This window comes from Streptomyces sp. PA03-1a (genome assembly GCF_033792805.1).
GTDB lineage: Bacteria > Actinomycetota > Actinomycetes > Streptomycetales > Streptomycetaceae > Actinacidiphila.
The window spans coordinates 10,356-30,579 of record NZ_JARAVO010000036.1; the positions used below are offsets into that span (position 1 = coordinate 10,356).

Sequence of the window (20,224 nt, forward strand, 5' to 3'; positions counted from 1 at the left end):
GCATCTCCATGGCACAGGGCGTGGTTCAGGTGACGCACACCAGCAGCTCGCGGTGGCGCCGCCGCACGGGAGAGTACGAGAGCCTCGCCGCGGCCCTGGATGCGGCCGCCGAGGGCGACGTGCTCTCGGTCAACCCCGGGACCTACCGGGAGAACCTCGTCGTGGAGAAGGCCATAACGCTCCGCGCGGCCGAGGGGCCGGGCTCCGTCCGCATCGCCCCGCCGGCCGGTGTCGCGCTGACCGTACGGGCCGCGGCGACGGTCCAGGACCTCTCCGTCGAGGGGCAGGACACCTCCGCCGCCGCCCTCCTGGTCGAGGGCGCCGCACCCGAACTCACCGGACTGCGGGTCAGCACGCGGTCCGCGGTGGGCATAGAGGTCCGCGACGGGGCACGGCCGACCGTGCGCCGCTGCACCGTCGACAACCCGGCCGGGCTCGGGATCAGCATCCTGGAGGCCGCGGGCGGGCTGTTCGAGGACTGCGAGGTCGTGGCCGCGGGCCAGACCGGCATCTCCGTACGCGGCGGAGCCTCCCCGCGGCTGGAACGCTGCCGGGTCCGCAACGCGTCCGGGGCGGGACTCGCCCTCACCGGTGAGGGCACCGTGGCCGAGGCGGTCGGCTGCGAGGTGTACGAGGTCAAGGGCGCCGGCGTACAGGTCGCCTCACGCGCGGCCGGCCATCTCACCGAGTGCCAGGTGCACCGCACCACCGGCGACGGCATCACCTTGGACACCGACGCCGCCCTGACCCTCTCCGACTGCGACATCCACGACATCCCCGAGAACGCCGTGGACCTGCGCTCCCGTTCGGTGCTCACCCTCACCCGCACCACGGTGCGGCGCTTCGGCCGCAACGGCCTGTCGGTGTGGGACCCGGGCACCCGGGTGGACGCCAACCAGTGCGAGATCCACGACAGCCAGGGCGACTACCCGGCGGTCTGGGTCAGCGACGGGGCCGCCGCCGTCCTCGACTCCTGCCGCCTGCACGACGTGCCCGACGCCTTGTTCGTGCTCGACCGGGGCTCGCGCGCCGACGTGGTCGACAGCGACATCTCCCAGGTCCGCAACACCGCGGTCTCGGTCAGCGACGGCGCCACCGTGCAGCTCGACGACTGCCGCATCCGCGAGGCCTCCACCGGTGCCTGGTTCCGCGACCACGGCAGCGGCGGCACGCTGTCCGCCTGCACCATCGACGACACGGCGACCGGGGTCATCGTCACCAAGGGGGCCGATCCCACGCTGGAACGGTGTGTCGTGACCAACCCGGCCGAGGCCGGGTTCTACGTCTCCGCGGGCGGCCGCGGGACCTTCACGGGCTGCCGGGTCACGGGCAGCCGGGGCTACGGCTTCCACATCATCGACGGCTGCCGCTCCACGCTCACCCGCTGCCGCACGGAGCGGTGCGCGCGCGGCGGTTACGAGTTCGCGGAGCCGGGCCCGGTGACGGAGGACTGCACCGGGGACCAGAGCGGTGAGCGCCGCACCGTGCCGGAGTCGTCGTCGGGTGTGCCGGCTCCGGCGGGTGAGCGGCAGCCCGCGCCCACGTCGTTCGGGCTGCTCGGCGGACTGCCCGTGACGCCGACCAGCACCGCCGGGCCCGCGGCCGTGCCCGCGCCGGCCCCGGCCGGGGACACCCGTCCCTCGGACGAGGTGCTGGCCGAACTCGACGCGCTGGTGGGCCTGGAGAACGTCAAGCGTGAGGTGCGCTCCCTGATCGACCTGATCGCGGTGGGCCGCAGACGCCGCGAGGCCGGCCTCAAGGCCCCCTCCCCGCGCCGCCATCTGGTCTTCACCGGCTCCCCCGGCACGGGCAAGACGACCGTCGCCCGGCTCTACGGCGAGATCCTGGCCACCCTGGGCGTGCTGGAGCGCGGCCACCTGGTGGAGGTGGCCCGAGTCGACCTGGTGGGCGAGCACATCGGCTCGACCGCCATCCGCACCCAGGAGGCCTTCGAACGCGCCCGCGGCGGGGTGCTCTTCATCGACGAAGCCTACGCCCTGGCCCCCGAGGACTCCGGCCGGGACTTCGGCCGGGAGGCGATCGACACCCTGGTGAAGCTGATGGAGGACCACCGCGAGGCCGTCGTGGTGATCGTCGCGGGCTACACCGCGGAGATGGAGCACTTCCTGTCCGCCAACCCCGGTGTCGCCTCCCGCTTCTCGCGGACCATCACCTTCGACGACTACACCCCCGTCGAGCTGCTGCGGATCGTGCGGGCCCAGGCCGAGGAGCACGAGTACCAGCTCTCCGAGGACACCGGCGAGGCGCTCTACAAGTACTTCACCGCGATCCCCAAGGGCCCGGCCTTCGGTAACGGCCGCACCGCGCGGCAGACCTTCGAGGCCATGGTCGAGCGCCACGCGGGCCGGCTCGCCCGGATCAGCGAGCCCAGCCACGAGGAGCTGCAGTTGCTCTACCCGGAGGACCTCCCCCCGCTGCCCTGACCCTGCCCGGGCAGCACTCCCTCCACGTTGCGGTACAGCCAGCGGAGCAGCGCCCCGCGCTCGGCCGCGAAGGCCGGGTCGGCCTGGTAGTCGAAGTGGGTCAGCAGGGGCGCGGGCAGCGGGTGTTCCTCCGTCCGGCCGTACGCCGCAGGATCGGGCAGCGGCGCCCGGTCGACCGGTGGCCCGGGCTCGTCGAGGTGCACCGGGCCGCCGATCGGATCCGTACGCCGCCACAGATTGCGCCAGGCGTGCAGCTCGCCGTGGAGCGAGGTCAGCGCGGGGGGCCCGAAGTAGGCGGGGAACCAGCGCCCGTACAACCGGCCCAGCGGCGAGCCGTAGGTGAGCAGGGCGATCCGCGCCCGGGTCGCCGGATCCAGCTGCCAGACCGCCGCCGCGGCCAGGACGCTCCCCTGGGAGTGCCCGGAGAGGATGATCCGGCCGTGGTTGGCCCGCGTCCAGGTCGTCATGCGCCAGGTCAGGTCCGGCACCGCGCGCTCGGCGTAGCAGGGCGGGGCGAAGGGATGCGCGGCGCGCGGCCAGAAGGTGCCGACGTCCCAGAGGATGCCGACGGTGCGGCGTGCCCCGGCGTCGCGGTAGGCCCTGCGGCCGAGGGCGATCAGGGCCACCACCCCGGCGCCGACCAGCCAGGAGCCCAGGGCCTGGGCGGTCTCCGCGGCCGTGCGCACCCATCCGGGCGGGTCGGCCCCTGCCCGCCCGGGAACGGCACCGCTCAGCCAGGCCCCGGCGAGCGCCCCCGCGCCCAGCAGGAAGGCCACCGTCCCGATGACCCCTATGAACAGGGCAGCCTGATCGGTGAGTTCGGCCCTGGCCCGGGCCAGGGCGATCTGGCGGCTGCGCGCCGGCTCGTGCTCCTCCCCCGGATAGTCGGACTCCACCTTCGGCACCAGCGCCCGCGTCCGGCGCAGCAGCCTCCTGCCGCGCGCGACGACCACCACGGCCAGCACCAGCAGCAACAGCGGGATCGCCGATGCCTGCCAGGACAGCAGCACGGGCGGCCCGGCGACGGCTCCGTCCCCGCCGCCCGGCGTGGCCCCGCGGTCCAGCCAGTCCGCGACCCGCTGGGTGATCCCTCCGGTGAGCACCCCGCCGAGCGAGCACGCGAGCAGGGCCACCGCCGGCCCGCCGAGACCTCGCAGCTCCGCCCGCCCGCCGCCGGAGCGGTGCATCAGATGCGCGACGCATGCCAGCGCCACGAGCAACAGCCCCTGTGCCAGGGCGAGCCAGCCGAAGGCCTCCCCTGCGGGCAGCCGCCCGCCGGCGTTCCATCCCGGCCGGTGCCAGCAGGCGTATCCGGCCGTAGCCAGCAGCGCCGCGGCCGCCCCGCCCAGCATCGCCCGGGCGAGCCGTGGATCCAGGGCCTCGTCCGGCGCGTGCTCGCTGCGTCCCATGCCGCAGGTCACGGCGATCGCCGCGACGGTCAAGCCGGCCAGGGCGCCCGTCAGCAGCCAGCCGACCGCGGCGAGTATCCGGATCCCGCCGACGTCCATGTCCCTTTCGAGCGGCGGGACGACCAGGGCGACCGCGACCGTGAGCAGCCCCGCCGCCGTATGGGCCGCACGGAGCCTGGCGACCAGCCGCCGCCCGTACCAGAAGCCCCGCCGGGCCAGCGGCGTGACGTCCGGCCCCTCCCGCTCTTCCGGATGCGGGCCCGGCAGGGGCCGCTGGGACTCGTAGGCGTACCAGGTGCGCCGGGAGAGCCACCACAGCAGCAGGGTCAGCCCGACGGGCAGCGCGGCCCCGGCGGCGATCCGGCGCCCCGGCTCGCCGGCGGCGAGGAACGACAGCCAGCTCTTCCCGCCCGCACAGGCCGCGTTGCCCGCGCACTGCCAGGCCACCAGGTCCATCGCGACCTCGCAGGCCGCCGCCACCAGCAGCACCGTCAGCGACAGCGCCAGCACCCGCACCAGCACGTCGTACGCCCGGTCCAGGCGCGGCCGGGAGACCGGCGGCCGCATCCAGTGCGCCAGGTTGGCCACCATGAAGGGCAGCAGGACCAGCCACAGCGCACGACTGCCGTCCCCGGACGTCAGATTGCACCAGGAGTAGGCGTCGGGCACCGGGCCCTCGCCGTACTCCTGCGGACGCCGCTCCGCGTCGGCGTCGTCGGCACGCCGGTAGATCCCGGCGGTGTCGTCACCGCAGACGCGCGTGATGCGCGGGTCGTTGAGCATCGTCTGCGGCGTCGTCCCGCCGACGCCATGGACCAGCAACTCCAGCGCCAGTTCCGTCCTTACCGTATCCGACCGCATCGCGATCGCCTCCCCGTACTTTCCCCGTGACGCGCGTACGGCATCGCGCGTATTCAGAATCGGGCACACGTACCAGTACGGGACAGAGGTGTTCACGAATGCCACCCGAACGTGTCACACGCGGTACGTGTGGGACCGGTCACCCCGCGCCCTTCGTCCCCCGTCCGGCGGGGGCGGTCGTGGAAGGATGGCGAGACTGCCGGTCCGGGCAGCATCGGGATCACATCAGAGGATGGGACGGGACCTCGGGTGAGCGACAACCAGAACCTGCTCGCGGAACAGCGGCGTGCGCTGATCCTGGACGAGGTCCGGCGCCGCGGCGGGGTCCGGGTCAACGAGCTGACCCGGAAGCTGAACGTGTCGGACATGACCGTCCGCCGCGACCTCGACGCGCTCGCCCGTCAGGGCGTGGTCGAGAAGGTCCACGGCGGCGCCGTGCCGGTCGCCCCCGCCAGCAGCCACGAGCCGGGCTTCGAGGCGAAGGCGGGTCTCGAGCTCGGGGCCAAGGAGGCCATCGCGCGCGCCGCCGCCCGCCTGGTCACCCCCGGCAGCGCCATCGCGCTCACCGGCGGCACGACGACGTACGCCCTGGCGCAGCACCTCCTCGACGTGCCCGACCTCACCGTGGTCACCAACTCCGTCCGCGTCGCCGACGTCTTCCACTCCGCGGCCCGCGGCGCGGGCGGCGGCCGCGAGGGCGCCGCGACCGTCGTCCTCACCGGCGGTGTGCGCACCCCCTCGGACTCCCTCGTCGGCCCCGTCGCGGACCGGGCGATCGGCTCGCTCCACTTCGACCTGCTCTTCCTCGGCGTCCACGGCATCTCGGTCGAGGCCGGCCTGTCCACCCCCAACCTCGCCGAGGCGGAGACCAACCGGCGCTTCGTCCGCTCCGCACGCCGGGTGGTCGTCATCGCCGACCACACCAAGTGGGGCACCGTGGGCCTGAGCTCCTTCGCCACCCTGGAGGACGTGGACACCCTCGTCACCGACGCGGGCATCCCCGAGGTGCTCCGGGCGGAGATCGCCGAGCACCTGTCGGACCTGATCGTCGCCGGCGAGCCCGGGGAGGCCGAGCCGGGCGGCGCCTTGCGCGAGAGCCCCGCAGACAACTGACGGGGCATCAACTACCGTACGGTCCATGACCCGCCGACTGCGCCCCACACGTCAGGTGGACCTGGGCTTCCTCGCCTCGGCGCCGCTGCGTCTCGTCTTCGCCGCCGACGTCACGGCACCGCCCGACGCCGTGCACGCCGCCCTGGCCAAGGACACCGAGGGCTGGACGGCGTGGTTCGGCGCCGTCACGGCCGCCGTGCCGACCGCCACGGGCCGTGCGATCGGGCTCCGGGCAGGAGTGCGCTTCGAGGAGACCGTCCTCGCCGACGAGCCCCCGCGGCGCTTCGCCTACCGCGTCGACGCCACGAACGCCCCGGGCCTGCGCGCCCTGCTGGAGGAATGGGCGCTCTCCCCCACCCCGGGCGGCGGCACCCACGTGCGCTGGACCTTCGCCGCCGACGGCCCCCCGCCCCTGCGCACCTTCCTGCTCCTGTCCCGCCCGGGCCTCGGCCTGTCGTTCCGTTCCGCGGTCCGCTCGCTGGACCGCCGGCTGGCCTCCTGAACGGGCCTCCCGGCGGGGCCGGGGCCTCAGGTACGGGAGACGGTGCCGCAGCCCTCTGACCCCGGCCGCTCGGCCTCGAGGTCCCTGCTGCGGTCGTAGGGGTCCACGGTGGGCCCCGACCGACCGGGGTCGTCACCCGGCGAGGCGCCGGAGGCGAACTGCGGGTGGAGCCAGCCGTCGTGGACGGAGCAGGCCGTGTTGGCGACGTCGTCGACGTACAGGGTGATCGCGAGCTTGCCGGGGGTCACCCGGTAGCGGGACGGGTCGGGGAACTCCACGTCCAGGATGCGGCGGATGATCGTCCGGGCGACCTCGGTGGAACCGGACCCTGCCTGCACCAGGGGGTACACGAAGGTGTAGTCGGCGTGGACGACGACGGCGCGGTCCTTGCCCTTCGCGAAGGTCATCCGGCCGCGGGTCTTGACCACGTCTCCCGCCAGGGCGACTTCGGAGGGCTTGAAGCGCACCGCGAGCCGGAGCGGGTCGTTCTTCTCGGTCGGCTTGCGGAAGGCCGTCTCGAACCGGGTGCGCAGGTCGCGCTGGCTCGGATCGATCATCCCCAGGGCGGCGTCGGGCCGTTCGCCCCGAAGCGTCGCGGGGTCCAGGTTGGTGTCGACCAGGTACGCCTTGACGTTCTTGAGGGCCGCCTTCACCTGCGCCGACGTCATCCAGCCGGCCGACCGCGCCTTCGGCGGGACGATCCCCGCGGCGCCGTCGGCGTACTGCTTCGCCGGGGAGCCGGCGAACGGGTCCCCGAGCGTGGGCGTGCCGGGGAACGCCTCCTTCGACGGGGCGCTCGTCGGCCGCGCGGTCTCCGCGGGGAGCGGCGAGGGGGCCGGGGCCGCGCTGCCGCGCATCGCGTCCAGCGCCCAGCCCGGGTTCAAAGCGAACAGCAGCACCCCGACGGCGACGAGGACGCCGACCAGCCCGAGCCACCGGCGGCGCCGGTGGCCGCGCGCCTCGACCGCGTAGACCGCCGGGCCGGTGCGCCAGCCCTCGGGCTGCGCGGGCGGCGGGTTGCCGCGCCCTTTGCGCTTGGTGCGGCGCGCCGCCTCCGCGTCCTGCTGCCGCAGTCGCTCGGTGACCATACGGGCCCGCGCCGAGGGTTCCTTGGGCGCCGACGCGCGGATCTCCGCCTCGCTGTCCTGGACGAACCGCTCCCAGACGTCGTCGGGCACGGAGGGGACGTCGTCGGGGGGCGGTGGAGTGGTGGTCACCGGAGGCTCTTTCACAAGATCGGACTGACAGGCCTTTCTATAACCGAACGCAGTTTCCCCACAAGCCCCGTCGGCCCCGGGACCACCGTCACCGGTACTCCGCGAGCCGCGGCCGCACACCGACCACGACGAGGGCCGCGGCGATGCCGAGGACGCCCGCGGGAACGGCGGGCCAGCCGTCGAGCGCGGAGCGCGCGGCGTCCGTGCGCACGGTGAAGTCGGCCTGCTGTTCCTGCGCGAGGACGTCCAGGGTGGTCGAGAAGTCCCAGAAGTCGAACCCCACCTCACCGCGTCCGACGTCCGTGAGCACCACGGCCGCCTCGTCGATCCGCTGGCCGGCCATCAGCTCGACGAGCTTGCGGTCGTCGGCGCGGAAGTGCCCGTAGCGCTCGTTGACGTCGGCGTACGCGGGACGCTCGTCCGCCGCGGCCCAGCCGTCGGGGGCCAGCAGGCCGTCCAGCCGCCGGTTGAGCGCGTCGAGTTCGGCGCGCTGCTGCGGCTCGGCGCCGTTGACGAGCCAGCGGCTCTGCGTGGCGGCGGCCTCCGCGGCGACCGCGCGGGCCTGTGCGAGCCGGGACCAGGGGCGCAGTCCGTCCCGGGTCCCGGCGTCGAGGTCGGCGGCGGCGCCGGTGAAGGAGAACACGCCGGCGAGGGTGACCCCGAGCGCCGCGGTCGTGGCGGCGGCCAGCGCCGGGTTGAGGACACGGCGGTAACGGCGGGTCAGGTCCCGCTGCCACCACAGGAGCACGGCGACGGCGACCAGGCCCAGCAGCCCCACGGTCACGGCCGAGCCCACGGCGGCGTCCTGCGCGGTGCGCGACGCCGCCGTGGCCTGCGCGTCGTAGGCCTTCGCCAGGGTCGCGACCTTGGGCAGCAGGTGGCTGTGCATGATGTCGCCCGCCTCGGCGGAGAAGGCGACGGCGACCACCGGCGGGTGGCCCGCGGCCCGCTCGTGGTGCTGCTCGTCGACGTAGGCGGCACGACCGCTGGCGTCGTCGTAGCGCCCGAGCAGGTCGAGGATGCCGCGCACCTGCGCGGCATGGGCCTCGTCGCCGCCGAGCTGCCGGAGGAGGTCGCTGGCCTGGGCCCGGCGTTGCTGGGCGGTGATGAGTGCGAGGAGGCGGTTGCCGACCGACACCTCGGGGTCGTCGACCGCGTGGCCGGGCACCAGCTGGTTGGCGCGCTGGGCGTCCAGATCGGCCAGGGCGAAGCGGAGTTCCGCCGTGACGGCGGCGCGGTGCGCGGAGGTGTCGCGCAACTGCTCGGCGTCCGACCGTACGGTGACGGCCCCGACGACCACGGCGAGGCACAGGGCGAGGACGGCCACCAACGCGGCGGTCGCCTGGACGACCAGGCGCGCCGGGGGCGGCATGCGCCGGCGCCGCGCCTGGACGGGCGGTACCGGCGCCCGGCGCACCGGCGGTGCGGCCGCACCGGGCGCGGGGGTCGGCGGCGCGACCGCCGGAGGCGCGACGTGAGAGATCGTCATATCCGGACGCTAAGAGCGCCCGTGGAAGGGAAGGCGGTACTCCGGCGGACTCCTGGTGACCACGACGTAACAGAACGGAACGGGCGGACCGCGTCAGTCCGGCCAGGTCCCCGCCGTCAGGAAGGTGTCGATGGTGACGGCGTACGGCGTGACGTCCAGGCCCTGTCCGGTGACCCAGGCATCGGAATAGTACTTGTCCAGGTACCGGTCGCCGGGGTCGCACAGCAAGGTGACGACACTGCCCGTGCGGCCCGCCGCGAGCATCTCCGAGACGATCTTGAAGGCGCTCCACAGGCCGGTGCCCGTCGATCCCCCGGCCTTGCGCCCGATGGCCGCCTCCAGGGCGCGGACCGCCGCCACCGACGCCGCGTCCGGCACCTTCATCATCCGGTCGATGGCACCGGGCACGAAACTCGGCTCCACCCTCGGGCGGCCGATGCCCTCGATCCGTGAACCGCGGTCGCAGCACACGGAGTCGTCGCCGCTCACCCAGCCGTCGAAGAACACCGAGTTCTCCGGGTCCGCGACGCACACCAGGGTTTCGTACTGCATGTAGTGGATGTAGCGGGCGAGGGTGGCCGAGGTCCCGCCGGTGCCGGCGGTGGCCACGATCCACGCCGGGCAGGGGTTCCGTTCCAGGCGCAGCTGCTGGTAGATCGACTCGGCGATGTTGTTGTTGCCGCGCCAGTCGGTGGCGCGCTCGGCGTAGGTGAACTGGTCCATGTAGTGGCCGCCGGTCTCCTCCGCGAGGCGGGCGGAGACCTCGTAGACCGTCCGCGGATCGTCCACCAGGTGGCACCGGCCGCCGTGGAACTCGATCAGCCGCTGCTTCTCCCAGCTGGTGGTGCGCGGGATCACGGCGATGAACGGCACGCCGATCAGGGCGGCGAAGTACGCCTCGGACACCGCGGTCGAACCGCTGGAGGCCTCGATGACGGGCTTGCCCGGCCGGACCCAGCCGTTGCACAGGCCGTAGAGGAACAGCGAACGGGCGAGGCGGTGCTTGAGGCTGCCGGTCGGGTGGGTCGACTCGTCCTTCAGGTAGAGGTCGATGCCCCAGGCGTCGGGGAGCGGGAAGCGCAACAGGTGTGTGTCGGCGGAGCGGTTGGCGTCCGCCTGGACCCTGCGCACGGCCTCTTTCAGCCACCCCCGGTAGTCCGGGTCGGTCCGGTCCACGTCGACGGTGGGCATCGCCTCCGCCGGCCTCGCACGGTCTTCGCGGTCGCCCTTCTCGCTGCTGTCCACCTGCGCCGCCTTCCGTTCGCGCCTGTCTCCCGATCATAGGCAGGCGCTGGTGCCACGCCCCCCGGAGCGGGCAGACTTCGAGCGGACGAAGGAGGGGATGCGCCGTGGCCGAAGCGGAGTTCACCGCCACAGGGGTGCGGATCGGACGGCGGCTGCGGTCGCTCACCCGGGGCGGGCAGGTCCTGATCCGTGACGGCCGCCTGGTGCTGCTCACCAGCCGCGGGCGGGAGATCGACAGCGCCCCGGTGGAGGACGTCCACGCCCTGACCCCGCGGTTCGCGGTGCGGCGCCGCACCCTGACACGGCTCAACGGCACCGGCTACCTGCTGACCCTGCGCACGCAGGGCGCGGCGTCCGCGGGCCGCTTCCTGGACGCCCTGCGCACGGCCCGGGAGCGGGTCGCTCGCCGCTGAGCCGAACGGAACGGCACTCTCCGCGTTCACGGAGTTGCGGTAAGCATCCATCGGGGTGATCCTTGAGTGGCGTCACGGAGTCACTGCAGCAGTCACTCACAGCAATCCCGCAAAGGTGTTCCCATACCATGCGGGCGGGGCATGCCCCGATCACAGGGGCGCGCCCTCACCGCGGAGGGAGTCGCAGCCGTGATCAGCTCAGAAGGCAGTAAACGGCAGTGTGCCCTGGAACTTGAGGCACTGCCGTCCCGGATCCAGCAGGTACGCCGCATCGTCGCCGCTCAACTGCGGTACTGGCGGCTGGACCCCCTGATCGACCCCACTCTGCTGGGCATCACCGAACTGCTCGGCAACGTCCACCGGCACGCCCGGCCGGACAAGCGCTGTTCCGTCGAGCTGAGTTTCGCCTCCGGCTGGCTCACCGTCGCCGTCTCGGACAATGATCCGCGCCTGCCGCGGGTCCGCGAGTTCGAGCCCCTGGCCACCTGCGGCCGCGGCCTCGCCATGGTCGTGTCGATGAGCGACAGCTGGGGCACCGAGACCGTCAACGACGGTGGCAAGGTCGTGTGGTTCACGCTCCGGGCCGAGGCGACGGTCTCGTCCAGGGCGATGACCGAGCAGGTGTCGGCGACAGTCGTCCGCAAGGTCGCCCCGCGGACGCTGCCGGTGCTCCCCGAGACGCCGGAGGCCTGGGCCCCGGTACTCGATCGGCTGGTCCCGGCCGCGGCCGAACCGGTGCTGGTCTGACGCGCGGCCGCCGCACCCCCGGAGGGGCACGGCGGCCGTGGCCCCCGGGCCGTCGTCGGCGGAGTCACTCCGCTGCGATGGCCCTCAGTACGTCCAGACGCGCCGCGCGCCGGGCCGGACGCCATCCGGCCAGGACTCCGGCCGCCAGCCCGACCAGCACGACGACCGCGAGCTGGACGGGCGGCACCGCGAAGGCGCTCGTGCCCGCGCCGTCCGACGCCTTGACCAGTGCCCAGCCGAGGAACCCCCCGAGCGCCAGGCCGCCGGCCGTGCCGAAGGCGGCGACCAGGACGGACTCCCAGCGGACCATGGCCCGTAGCTGGCTCCTGGTCTGCCCGACCGCGCGCAGCAGCCCGAGCTCGCGGGTGCGCTCGTGCACCGCGAGGGTGAGCGTGTTGGCGATGCCGAGCAGCGCGATGAGGACGGCCAGCGCGAGCAGTGCGTAGACGAGCGTCAGCATGATTTCCACGCCCGAAGCGGCGGATTCCGCGTACTCCTCGCGGGTCTGCACCTCGGGGTTGCCGTACTGCCGGGCGATTCCTTGGACGGCCGTGCGGCCCTCGTCGAGGGCGACGCCCTTCTTGAAGGCGACGGCGACGAGGTCGTCGGCGTCCTGCACCTTGTGCGGTGCCCAGGCAGTGCGGGTGACGATGTAGTCGCCGCCGAGGCCGGCCTCCGGGTAGACGGCGCGCACGGTGAAGGTCTGGCGGGTGCCGTCGGCGAACGCCAGCATCATGGTGCTGCCCGGCTTCCAGTGGTGCTTGTCCGCTTCCTTGCGGGAGACGGCGACGCCGTCCCGGCCGAGGCCGCTCAGGGAGCCGTCGACGGCACCGAGGTCGAGCACGCGCGTCAGGGCGACGGGGTCGGTGACCGTCAGCCGCCGCCCTCCGCCGTCGACTTCGGCGACGCCCTTGCCGAGCCCGACCGCCGTCGCCACCTCCGGCAGCTTCGCCACGGCGGGGGCGAGCCCCGGGCTGAGACCGTTCGCACCCGCACCGAACCCCGAGGCGGTCAGGGCGACGTCGCCGGCGAAGGAGCGGTCGACGGTCCGGTCCATGGTGGCCTTCAGGGAGGCACCGAAGACCGTGAAGAGCGACACGACCGCGACGCCGATCATCAGCGCGGTGGCGGTGGCCGCCGTCCGCTTCGGGCTCCGCAGCGCGTTCCGCCGGGCCAGCGCCCCGGTGGCACCGCGCAGCCGGGCCAGCGGGGCTCCCAGGACGCGTACCGCGTACGAGACGGCGACCGGCCCCAGGACGACGAACGCGACGACGACCACGGCGGCTCCGGTGGAGGCGAGCCACACCTCGGGCGTGCCCGCCGCGCCCGCCACGGTCGTCGCGCCACCGGCCACCGCCAGCGCAGCCCCCAGCGCCGCCCGTCCGCGCAAGGAACCGGAGTGGTCCACCGCCGTCTCGCGCAGCGCGGCGAGCGGCGCCGTACGCCCGGCCCGGACGGCGGGCAGCACGGCCGAGCCGGTGCAGACGAGCAGGCCGACGCCGAGCGGTACGGCCATGGCGGTGGCGCCGACGACCAGTCCCCCGTCCGGGAAGGGGAATCCGACGGCCGGGAACAGCGCCTGGAGCCCGGCCGCGATGCCGATCCCACCCAGGAGCCCGGCGGCCGAAGCGGCCAGCGCCACGGCCACGGCTTCCGTGAGGGTCGAGCCGAGCACCTGGCGCCGGGATGCGCCGAGCGCCCGCAGCAGGGCGTTCTCCCGGGTGCGCTGGGCGACGACGATCGCGAAGGTGTTGTGGATGCTGAAGGTCGCCACGAGCAGGGCGATCCCGGCGAAGACCGTCAGCAGGGTCGTGAACAGCGACAGAAACCGGCCCGAGACCTGGTCGAGGTTCTCGTCCGTGGCCTGCTGACCGGTGATCGCCTCGACACCGTGGGGCAGCACGCCCGCGACGCGCCTCGCCAGCTCTTCCTGGCCGACGCCGGAGGCCGCGCGCACCTTGATCGTGGACGCCCGGCCGGGCCCGGGCATCAGTTGGCGCTCGGCGTCGGCGCGGGTGAGGCCGGTGAAGGTGGACTGGCCCATGCCGTCCTCGCCGCCGAAGGTCACCAGTCCGACGATCGTCACCCGCAGCGGGTCGGGGGTGCGCAGCACGGTCGTGTCGCCGATGCCCAGCCCGCCCTGCTCGGCCGCGGCACGGTTCACCACGGCCTCGCCGGCGGCCCTGGGGGCGCGGCCCTCGGCGAGGGCGTACGGGTTCAGCCCGGCGTCGTCGATCCAGTTCCCGGCGAGGGTCGGCGGGCCCTGACCGCCGACGGGCTCGCCGTCACGGCCGACGAGTTGGCCCGCGCCCTCGATGTCGGGCGCGACGGCCGCCACCCCGGGCACGGCCCGCAGCGGCGCGACGAGCGCGCTGTCGACAGGTTCGCGGGTGCCTTGTCCCTCCCCGGGGACGGTGACGACGTCGGCGCTGCGGACGACCACGTCGGTGCCGCTGTTGGCGTGTCCGAAGAGCGTGTCGAAGCCGGCGCGCAGGGTGTCGCCCATCACCATGGTGCCGGCCAGGAAGGCGACACCCAGGAAGACCGCCAGGAAGGTGCCGGCGAACCGGCGCTTGTGGGCCCTCAGGGAGGACAGGCTCAGCCGCAGGGACGCGCGGACCGGCCCGGCCGGCGCGCTCATGACGTCACCCGCTGCCGCGGTGCGGTGCCGCGTCCCGCGTCGCGGGCGGTGTCGAAGGCCTTCATGCGGTCGAGGACCTTCTCCGCGCTCGGCTCGGGCATCGTGTCCACCAGGCGTCCGTCGGCGAGGAAGACGACCTCGTCGGCGTGGGCGGCGGCGACCGGGTCGTGGGTGACCATCACGACCGTGCGGCCCATCTCGTGGACGGCCCGTCCCAGCAGGCGCAGCACCTCCTCGCCGGACCGCGAGTCCAGGTTGCCGGTGGGCTCGTCGGCGAAGACGACCTCGGGCCGCCCGGCCAGCGCCCTGGCCACCGCCACGCGCTGCTGCTGGCCCCCGGATAGCTCGCTCGGGCGGTGCCGCAGGCGGTCGCCCAGGCCCACGACGTCGATCAGGGCGTCCACCCACTCGCGGTCCGTCCCGGCACCGGCCAGGTCCTGGGGCAGGGTGATGTTCTCCGCCACGGTCAGGGTCGGCAGCAGGTTGAAGGACTGGAAGACGAAGCCGACCCGCTCCCGGCGCAGCAGCGTCAACTGCCGGTCGCCGAGCGCCCCCAGCTCAGTGTCGCCGATCCAGGCGGTCCCGGAGGTGAGGGTGTCCAGGCCGGCGGCACAGTGCATGAGGGTGGACTTCCCGGATCCGGAAGGACCCATGATCGCGGTGAACCGCCCGCTGGGGAACCCGACCGTGACCCCGTCCAGGGCGCGCACCTGGGCGTCGCCCGCCCCGTAGGTCTTGACTGCGTCGACGACGCGGGCGGCGGTCATCGCTCCCCGCCCTTGGGGAAGCGGCCGAACTGCTCGTCCAGGACGGACAGCCGGCGCCAGTACTCGTCCTCGTCGATCTCGCCCGCGGCGAAGCGGCGGCCCAGTACGGCGATCGGCGAGTGCTCGCCGATCGCGGCCCGGGCGTGCCAGGGGCCGCGGCCGGGGCCCCTGCGCCACGCGGCGCGGCGCAGCACGAATGCGACGCCTCCGATGACGGCGGCCCAGATCAGCGGGAAGAACAGGATCCAGGGGCCGGGGCCCCCGTCCCAGTGGTCGGCGAGCGAGGTCAGTGCGTTGGCGTCCATCGCGAATCGTCTCCTTGGTGATGCCGTGGTTTCCCGGCACCACGAGACTGGTCCGCGCGCGGCCGCTGGTCGTCGTACGGCCAGCGGCACCGCGGGTACCACCCGGGGAGTACGGCCGCTGTCGGTGCCTGCGCCTAACATGCGGATCATGTGGCGATGCACAGGTCTGCGATGGGTGTCCGGGGGCCCGGCGTGGACCTGGTGGCACCCCCGCCACGGCGACCGGCGCAGTCCCGTGCGCCTCGGCGACCCGCTGGCGCTCGCCGTGGAACCGGGCGCGGTGCGGCAGTGCATGGGCGTGTGGCGTTCGGGGCGCTGGACTCCGTGCCCCCAGGCCGCGGAACTTCCCGCGCGGGCCCGCCGCGACCAGTGCGAGCAGTGCGCGGCGCTGGACCGCTCCCGGTCCGTGGCGGCGGACACGCGGCTGGACGACCCCCGGACCTTCGCGGTGTACCTGGCCTGGTTCGGCCCGGGTCTGGGCAAGGTCGGCATCACGGCGGCCGAGCGGGGCAGCGCACGGCTGCTCGAACAAGCCGCGATCTGCTTCACGTTCCTGGGCCGGGGGCCGCTGATGGCCGCGCGCCGCGCCGAGTCGGTCCTCGGGACGGCGCTGGGCATCCCGGACCGGGTGGCGACGTCCGCGAAGCGTGCCGCCCGTGCCGCGCTGCCACCTGCACCCGCACGGGTGGCCGGGCTGCGGGCCCTCCACGAGGCGGCGGCCGCGGTCCCCGACTGGCGGGACACGCTGACCGCCACCGGGTTCCAACCCGTCGACCACGCGGTGGTGTTCGGCCTGGAGCCCGACGCGCCCCAGGCCACCGCCGCGGTGACCGGGCTCGCCCCGGGTACCGCCCTGGGCGGCACCGTCGTGGCGGTGGCCGGCGGCGACGTCTACCTCCGCACGGCCGGGCCGGCCGGCGGTGTCCTGCTGCTCGACACGCACCTGGTGCCGGGATGGCCGCTCACGGCGTCGGCGGAGGACCTGCCGGCCCCGCCCACGAAGGCACTGCCGCAGGCCACCGAGCCTCCGGAGCCGCTGTTCTGACGGTGTGCCGGCGGCTCCGGGGGACGGACCTCAGGCGCCGAGCGCCGTGAGCGGGTCGTCCAGCACGGGCTGCCAGGCCAGTTCCGCGGCCCCGACGAGGCTGTTGTGGTCCAGGGCGCAGGCGAGCAGCGGGATGCCGCCGCTGCGCCCCCACAGGCTGCGTTCGGCGACGACGGCACGCAGCCGTCCCGGGTCGGCGTCGAGCAGCCAGCGGTGCAGGCCGCCGAGCAGGATCCGGTCGGGGTTGAGGACGTTCACCAGTCCCGCGAGTCCCTGGCCGAGGTGGTCGATGAGGCTGTCGGCGGCGCGCCGCACCGCCGGGTCGTCGTACTCCTCGCGGAGCAGGGCACGGCACTGGTCGGGCAGCGAGCCCTCGGGGCCGGGGATGCGGCCGGCGGACTCCAGGAAGGCGAGGGGGTCCACTTCGACGTCGAGGCAGCCACGGCTGCCGCAATGGCAGGGGCGGCCCTCGGGGTTGACCGTGAGGTGGCCGACCTCCAGGGCGAGTCCGGCACTGCCGGTGTGGAGCTTGCCGTGCAGGACGAGCGCACCACCCACGCCGCGGTGGCCGGTGGCGACCACCAGCAGGTGCTCGGCTCCCTGTCCGGCGCCGTGCCGGTGCTCGGCGAGAGCGGCGACGTTGACGTCGTTGCCGACGAAGCACGGCGGCGGCGCCCCGTTGGGGGAGATGATGCCCGACCGCTCGATCTGCTCGCGGAAGATGTCCAGGACGGGTGCGCCCGCGGGCCAGGCGAGGTGCAGGGGGTTGAGCGCGGCGCCTTCCGGCTCGGCGACGGCGGAGGGCACGGCGAGACCGGCACCCGCGCACGCCCGGCCGGAGGCGCGCAGCAGCTCCGCACCGGCCTCGACGACGGCGCCGAGGACCCGGGCGGGGTCCGCGGGCACGGTCATGGTGACCGGAGCGGACGCGAGGATGTGGCCGCCGAGTCCGACCAGGGCGGCGCGGAATCCGTCGGCGTGGATCTGCGCGGCGAGGACGACGGGCCCCTCGGGGTTGACGGCGAGCCGGTGCGAGGGCCGGCCCTGCGCTCCGGCGGGTCCGCCCGGCCGGGTGTCGACCCGGATCAGGCGCAGTGCCTCCAGCTCGGCTGCGACGGCCCCCGCGGTCGCCCGCGTCACGCCGAGTTCGGCGGTGAGCACGGCGCGGGTGGGGGCACGCCCGGTGTGCACGAGCGCGAGCGCGGGACCGAGCGCACCACGGCCCCGCTCCAACCTTGTCCGAGTCTGGGTCACAGTCCTATTCTCACTTTGTGCCGAGCCTAAACAAAATACGGAGCGTACTCGCCCGGCAAGATCGCGCAAGTCCGCCGCCCCCGTTGCGGCGCCTGCGTGTCGCCCTGACCGCGTTCTTCGCCCTGGACGGATTCGTCTTCGCCGGCTGGGTCGTTCGCATCCCCGCCGTCAAGGAGCAGGTCGGCGCCTCGGCCGGAGCGCTCGGCCTCGCGCTGCTCGGCGTGTCTGCGGGGGCGGTCGCCACCATGATCCCCAGCGGGCGGCTGTGCCGGCGCTTCGGGGCCCGGCAGGTGACCGTCGGCACCGGTGCCGTCCTGTCACTGGGCGTCGCGTTGCCCCCGTTCACCCACTCCCCCCTCGCCATCGGTCTCGTACTGCTCCTGCTCGGCGTGGGCTTCGGCGGCATGAACGTCGCGATGAACAGCGTCGCCGTCGACCTGGTGGCCGCGCTGCGGCGCCCCATCATGCCCGGTTTCCACGCGGCGTACAGCCTTGGCGGACTGGTCGGGGCGGGCGTCGGCGGGCCACTGGCCGCGCGGCTGACGCCGGCCCAGCACCTCGTCGGCGTCGCGCTGTTCGGACTCCTGGCCACGGTGCTGCTCGGGCGGCTCCTGCTCGGACACGCCGTCCCCCGTACCGCGGAGCCCGCGGATCCGCCGGCCGTCACCATGGACGGTGCGCACGACACGGCGCGCCAGGCGGGCGCCCGGCGGATGGTCGCTGTCTTCGGCCTGATCGCGCTGTGCACCGCATACGGCGAGGGAGCGCTCGCCGAATGGGGTCCGCTCCACCTTCAGGAGGACCTGCACACCGGTCCGGCCCTCGCGGCCACCGGATACGCCGCCGTCGCCCTCGCGATGACCGTCGGACGCCTGTCCGGCACCGCCCTCCTGCTGCGGCTCGGCCCGACCCGGGCGGTGGTGCTGGGCGGACTCACGGCCTGCACCGGGATGCTGCTGGGGGCGTTCGGCCCCGAGGTCTGGCTCGTCCTGGCCGGTTTCGCGCTCACCGGGCTCGGGCTCGCCAACGTCTTCCCCGTGGCCATCGGCCGGGCCGGTGCCCTCGGCGGCCCCGGCGGTGTGGCCACCGCCTCCACCCTGGGGTACGCGGGCTTCCTGCTCGGGCCGCCCACGATCGGCTTCCTTGCCGACGCCTTCGGGCTGCCGGTCGCGCTGACCACGGTCGCCGCGCTGGCGGCGGTGGCCGCCGTGGTCGCGCACACGACCCGGCACGCGTCCGCGGCGGCCGGAGTCTGACGCGTCGCATCCGGGTTCCCCCGGCGTGCGGGGACTGGACGGCCGACGCCGCCCGAGGCTGGGGTGGCTGGTCGGCGGCCGTGGCAACGGCCGTGGCGTCGGCGGTCCTCGACGCGGTGCTGTCCGGCCTGGTGGGCGCGGGCCCGGCGCCGGCGTCGACCCGCGCACTGAGCTTTCACGGGCCCGGCTGTCGGTGCCGGCTGCCACAATCGCGTCATGGAGACAGCCGAGTTCATCGAGGTGCTGCGACGCGACGGCGGACTGCTCGCCGACGCGGCGGAAGCGGCCGGGCTCGACGCCGAGGTGCCGTCCTGCCCCGGCTGGCGCGTGCGTGAACTGGTCCGCCATCAAGGGGTCGTGCACCGCTGGGCGACGCGTTACGTCGCGGAGGGACGGCGGCAGCCGGAGCCCATCGAGGCCGAGGCACCCAGGGACGACGCCTCGCTCCTCCCCTGGTTCCGCGAGGGCCACGGGCTGCTGGTCGCGGCCCTCGATGCCGCACCCGCCGACCTGGAGTGCTGGCACTTCCTCAAGGCCCCCTCCCCGCGGGCCTTCTGGGCGCGGCGCCAGGCGCACGAGACGGCGGTCCACCGGGTCGACGCGGAACTGGCCCTGGGCCGGGCCCCGTCCCCGGTGGATCCTGGGTTCGCGGCCGACGGCATCGACGAGTTGCTCGCCGGTTTCCACGCCCGGCCCAGGAGCCGGGTCCGCAGCGGGACGCCCAGGACGCTCCGGGTGCGCACGACCGACACCGACGCCGCGCGGGACGATTGGCTCGCGCGTATGTCGGCCGATCCCCTGGCCGTCGAAAGGCCCGCGCCGGGCGAGGCGGACTGCACGGTGAGCGGCACCGCCGAGGAGCTCTACCTCACCCTCTGGAACCGGGGTGCGTACGAGAAGCTGCAGGTGACGGGGGATGGCTCCGTGATCGAACTGTGGCGGCGCACGGCGGCGATCGACTGACGCACCGGGCGCGACGCAGGGGCGGCACCGTGATTACCAACCGGTAACTTCACGTGCTAGCGTCTCCGCATGGCACGACGTTCCCTCACGCCCGCCGCCCTGCGCCGCGCGATCACCTGGTGGCCGCCCTACCTGTTCTCCGGCATCCGCGTCCTGCACATCGCCGACGACTTGAGTTCGGCCCGGGTCCGCCTGCGGCTCCACCGCTTCAACCGCAACTACGTGGGCACCCACTTCGGCGGATCGCTCTTCTCGATGAGCGACCCCTTCTGGATGCTGCTGGTCATGAACCGCCTAGGGCGCGACTACCTGGTGTGGGACCGCGCGGCGGAGATCGAGTTCGTCTCACCCGGCAAGGGGGACGTGTTCGCCGACTTCAAGCTGACCGAGCACCGGCTCGAGGAGATCAGGGGGCTCACCGCGGGCGGCGACAAGGCCCTGGTGTGGTTCGAGAACGACGTCGTCGCGGACGACGGGACGGTCGTGGCCAGGGTCCGCAAGCAGCTGTACGTCCGCCGGAAGCGCGACTCCCGCTGAACGGAAGGACGGCTGC

General features: G+C 74.2%; 17 protein-coding genes. 9 read left to right on the top strand and 8 right to left on the bottom strand.

Features of this window, described 5'->3' with window-relative positions; translation table 11 throughout:
* Nucleotides 1-8 precede the first annotated feature (8 nt).
* Entirely contained in the window at nt 9-2,444 is a 2,436-nt protein-coding gene (locus PV341_RS10705; RefSeq protein ID WP_500357482.1) for a right-handed parallel beta-helix repeat-containing protein, read from the top strand.
* Here PV341_RS10705 and PV341_RS10710 read toward each other — a convergent pair.
* Nucleotides 2,414-4,714: a hypothetical protein gene (locus tag PV341_RS10710; RefSeq protein WP_500357484.1), complete on the bottom strand. Its 2,301-nt coding sequence runs from the start codon at nt 4,712-4,714 to the stop codon at nt 2,414-2,416. The two genes, PV341_RS10705 and PV341_RS10710, sit on opposite strands and share 31 nt — an antisense overlap.
* A 249-nt stretch (nt 4,715-4,963) precedes the next feature.
* On the opposite strand from PV341_RS10710, the gene PV341_RS10715 reads away from it, so the two are divergent.
* Both PV341_RS10715 and PV341_RS10720 read left to right on the top strand, forming a co-directional pair.
* A complete protein-coding gene (locus tag PV341_RS10715) occupies nt 4,964-5,827 on the top strand; it encodes a DeoR/GlpR family DNA-binding transcription regulator (RefSeq protein WP_500324338.1) in 864 nt (287 codons plus the stop codon).
* Nucleotides 5,828-5,852: 25 nt separating this feature from the next.
* Nucleotides 5,853-6,329 (top strand): SRPBCC family protein, encoded by a 477-nt coding sequence (locus PV341_RS10720; protein ID WP_500324339.1) that lies wholly within the window; start codon nt 5,853-5,855, stop codon nt 6,327-6,329.
* Between the two features lie 26 nt (nt 6,330-6,355).
* Here PV341_RS10720 and PV341_RS10725 read toward each other — a convergent pair whose 3' ends face one another.
* From PV341_RS10725 to PV341_RS10735, 3 genes are all read right to left on the bottom strand, one after another.
* Nucleotides 6,356-7,546, bottom strand: a complete 1,191-nt coding sequence (locus tag PV341_RS10725) for a hypothetical protein (protein WP_500357486.1) — start codon at nt 7,544-7,546, stop codon at nt 6,356-6,358.
* Between the two features lie 88 nt (nt 7,547-7,634).
* Nucleotides 7,635-9,035, bottom strand: a complete 1,401-nt coding sequence (locus PV341_RS10730; RefSeq protein ID WP_500324341.1) for a GlnX family signal transduction membrane protein — start codon at nt 9,033-9,035, stop codon at nt 7,635-7,637.
* Nucleotides 9,036-9,128: 93 nt separating this feature from the next.
* Nucleotides 9,129-10,226 carry a PLP-dependent cysteine synthase family protein gene (locus PV341_RS10735; RefSeq protein WP_500324492.1) on the bottom strand — a complete coding sequence of 366 codons (1,098 nt, stop codon included), beginning with the start codon at nt 10,224-10,226 and terminating at the stop codon, nt 9,129-9,131.
* Between the two features lie 158 nt (nt 10,227-10,384).
* Between PV341_RS10735 and PV341_RS10740 the strand changes: the two genes are divergently transcribed.
* A complete protein-coding gene (locus PV341_RS10740) occupies nt 10,385-10,693 on the top strand; it encodes a hypothetical protein (RefSeq protein ID WP_500324342.1) in 309 nt (102 codons plus the stop codon).
* Between the two features lie 189 nt (nt 10,694-10,882).
* Nucleotides 10,883-11,440 (top strand): ATP-binding protein, encoded by a 558-nt coding sequence (locus PV341_RS10745; RefSeq protein ID WP_500324343.1) that lies wholly within the window; start codon nt 10,883-10,885, stop codon nt 11,438-11,440.
* A gap of 64 nt (nt 11,441-11,504) precedes the next feature.
* Here PV341_RS10745 and PV341_RS10750 read toward each other — a convergent pair whose 3' ends face one another.
* Genes PV341_RS10750 through PV341_RS10760 form a run of 3 tightly spaced genes read right to left on the bottom strand, consistent with a single transcriptional unit; the run spans nt 11,505 to nt 15,153 of the window.
* Nucleotides 11,505-14,081 (bottom strand): ABC transporter permease, encoded by a 2,577-nt coding sequence (locus PV341_RS10750; protein WP_500357488.1) that lies wholly within the window; start codon nt 14,079-14,081, stop codon nt 11,505-11,507.
* Nucleotides 14,078-14,848 carry an ABC transporter ATP-binding protein gene (locus PV341_RS10755; RefSeq protein ID WP_500324345.1) on the bottom strand — a complete coding sequence of 257 codons (771 nt, stop codon included), beginning with the start codon at nt 14,846-14,848 and terminating at the stop codon, nt 14,078-14,080. The genes PV341_RS10750 and PV341_RS10755 overlap by 4 nt, the downstream gene beginning before the upstream one ends.
* Nucleotides 14,845-15,153 carry an SHOCT domain-containing protein gene (locus PV341_RS10760; RefSeq protein ID WP_500324346.1) on the bottom strand — a complete coding sequence of 103 codons (309 nt, stop codon included), beginning with the start codon at nt 15,151-15,153 and terminating at the stop codon, nt 14,845-14,847. The genes PV341_RS10755 and PV341_RS10760 overlap by 4 nt, the downstream gene beginning before the upstream one ends.
* A 148-nt stretch (nt 15,154-15,301) precedes the next feature.
* Here PV341_RS10760 and PV341_RS10765 point away from each other — a divergent pair, with 148 nt between their 5' ends.
* Entirely contained in the window at nt 15,302-16,198 is an 897-nt protein-coding gene (locus tag PV341_RS10765) for a DUF2797 domain-containing protein (RefSeq protein WP_500357490.1), read from the top strand.
* A gap of 30 nt (nt 16,199-16,228) precedes the next feature.
* Here the strand turns inward: PV341_RS10765 and PV341_RS10770 are convergent, their stop codons facing one another.
* The gene (locus PV341_RS10770) at nt 16,229-17,452 is read right to left on the bottom strand and encodes an ROK family protein (protein ID WP_500324348.1); all 1,224 of its coding nucleotides are present in this window, start codon (nt 17,450-17,452) and stop codon (nt 16,229-16,231) included.
* Between the two features lie 17 nt (nt 17,453-17,469).
* Between PV341_RS10770 and PV341_RS10775 the strand changes: the two genes are divergently transcribed.
* From PV341_RS10775 to PV341_RS10785, 3 genes are all read left to right on the top strand, one after another.
* Nucleotides 17,470-18,708 (top strand): MFS transporter, encoded by a 1,239-nt coding sequence (locus PV341_RS10775; RefSeq protein WP_500357492.1) that lies wholly within the window; start codon nt 17,470-17,472, stop codon nt 18,706-18,708.
* A gap of 216 nt (nt 18,709-18,924) precedes the next feature.
* Entirely contained in the window at nt 18,925-19,671 is a 747-nt protein-coding gene (locus tag PV341_RS10780; RefSeq protein WP_500324350.1) for a maleylpyruvate isomerase family mycothiol-dependent enzyme, read from the top strand.
* Between the two features lie 69 nt (nt 19,672-19,740).
* Nucleotides 19,741-20,208 carry a DUF4442 domain-containing protein gene (locus tag PV341_RS10785; protein WP_500357494.1) on the top strand — a complete coding sequence of 156 codons (468 nt, stop codon included), beginning with the start codon at nt 19,741-19,743 and terminating at the stop codon, nt 20,206-20,208.
* Nucleotides 20,209-20,224 lie beyond the last annotated feature (16 nt).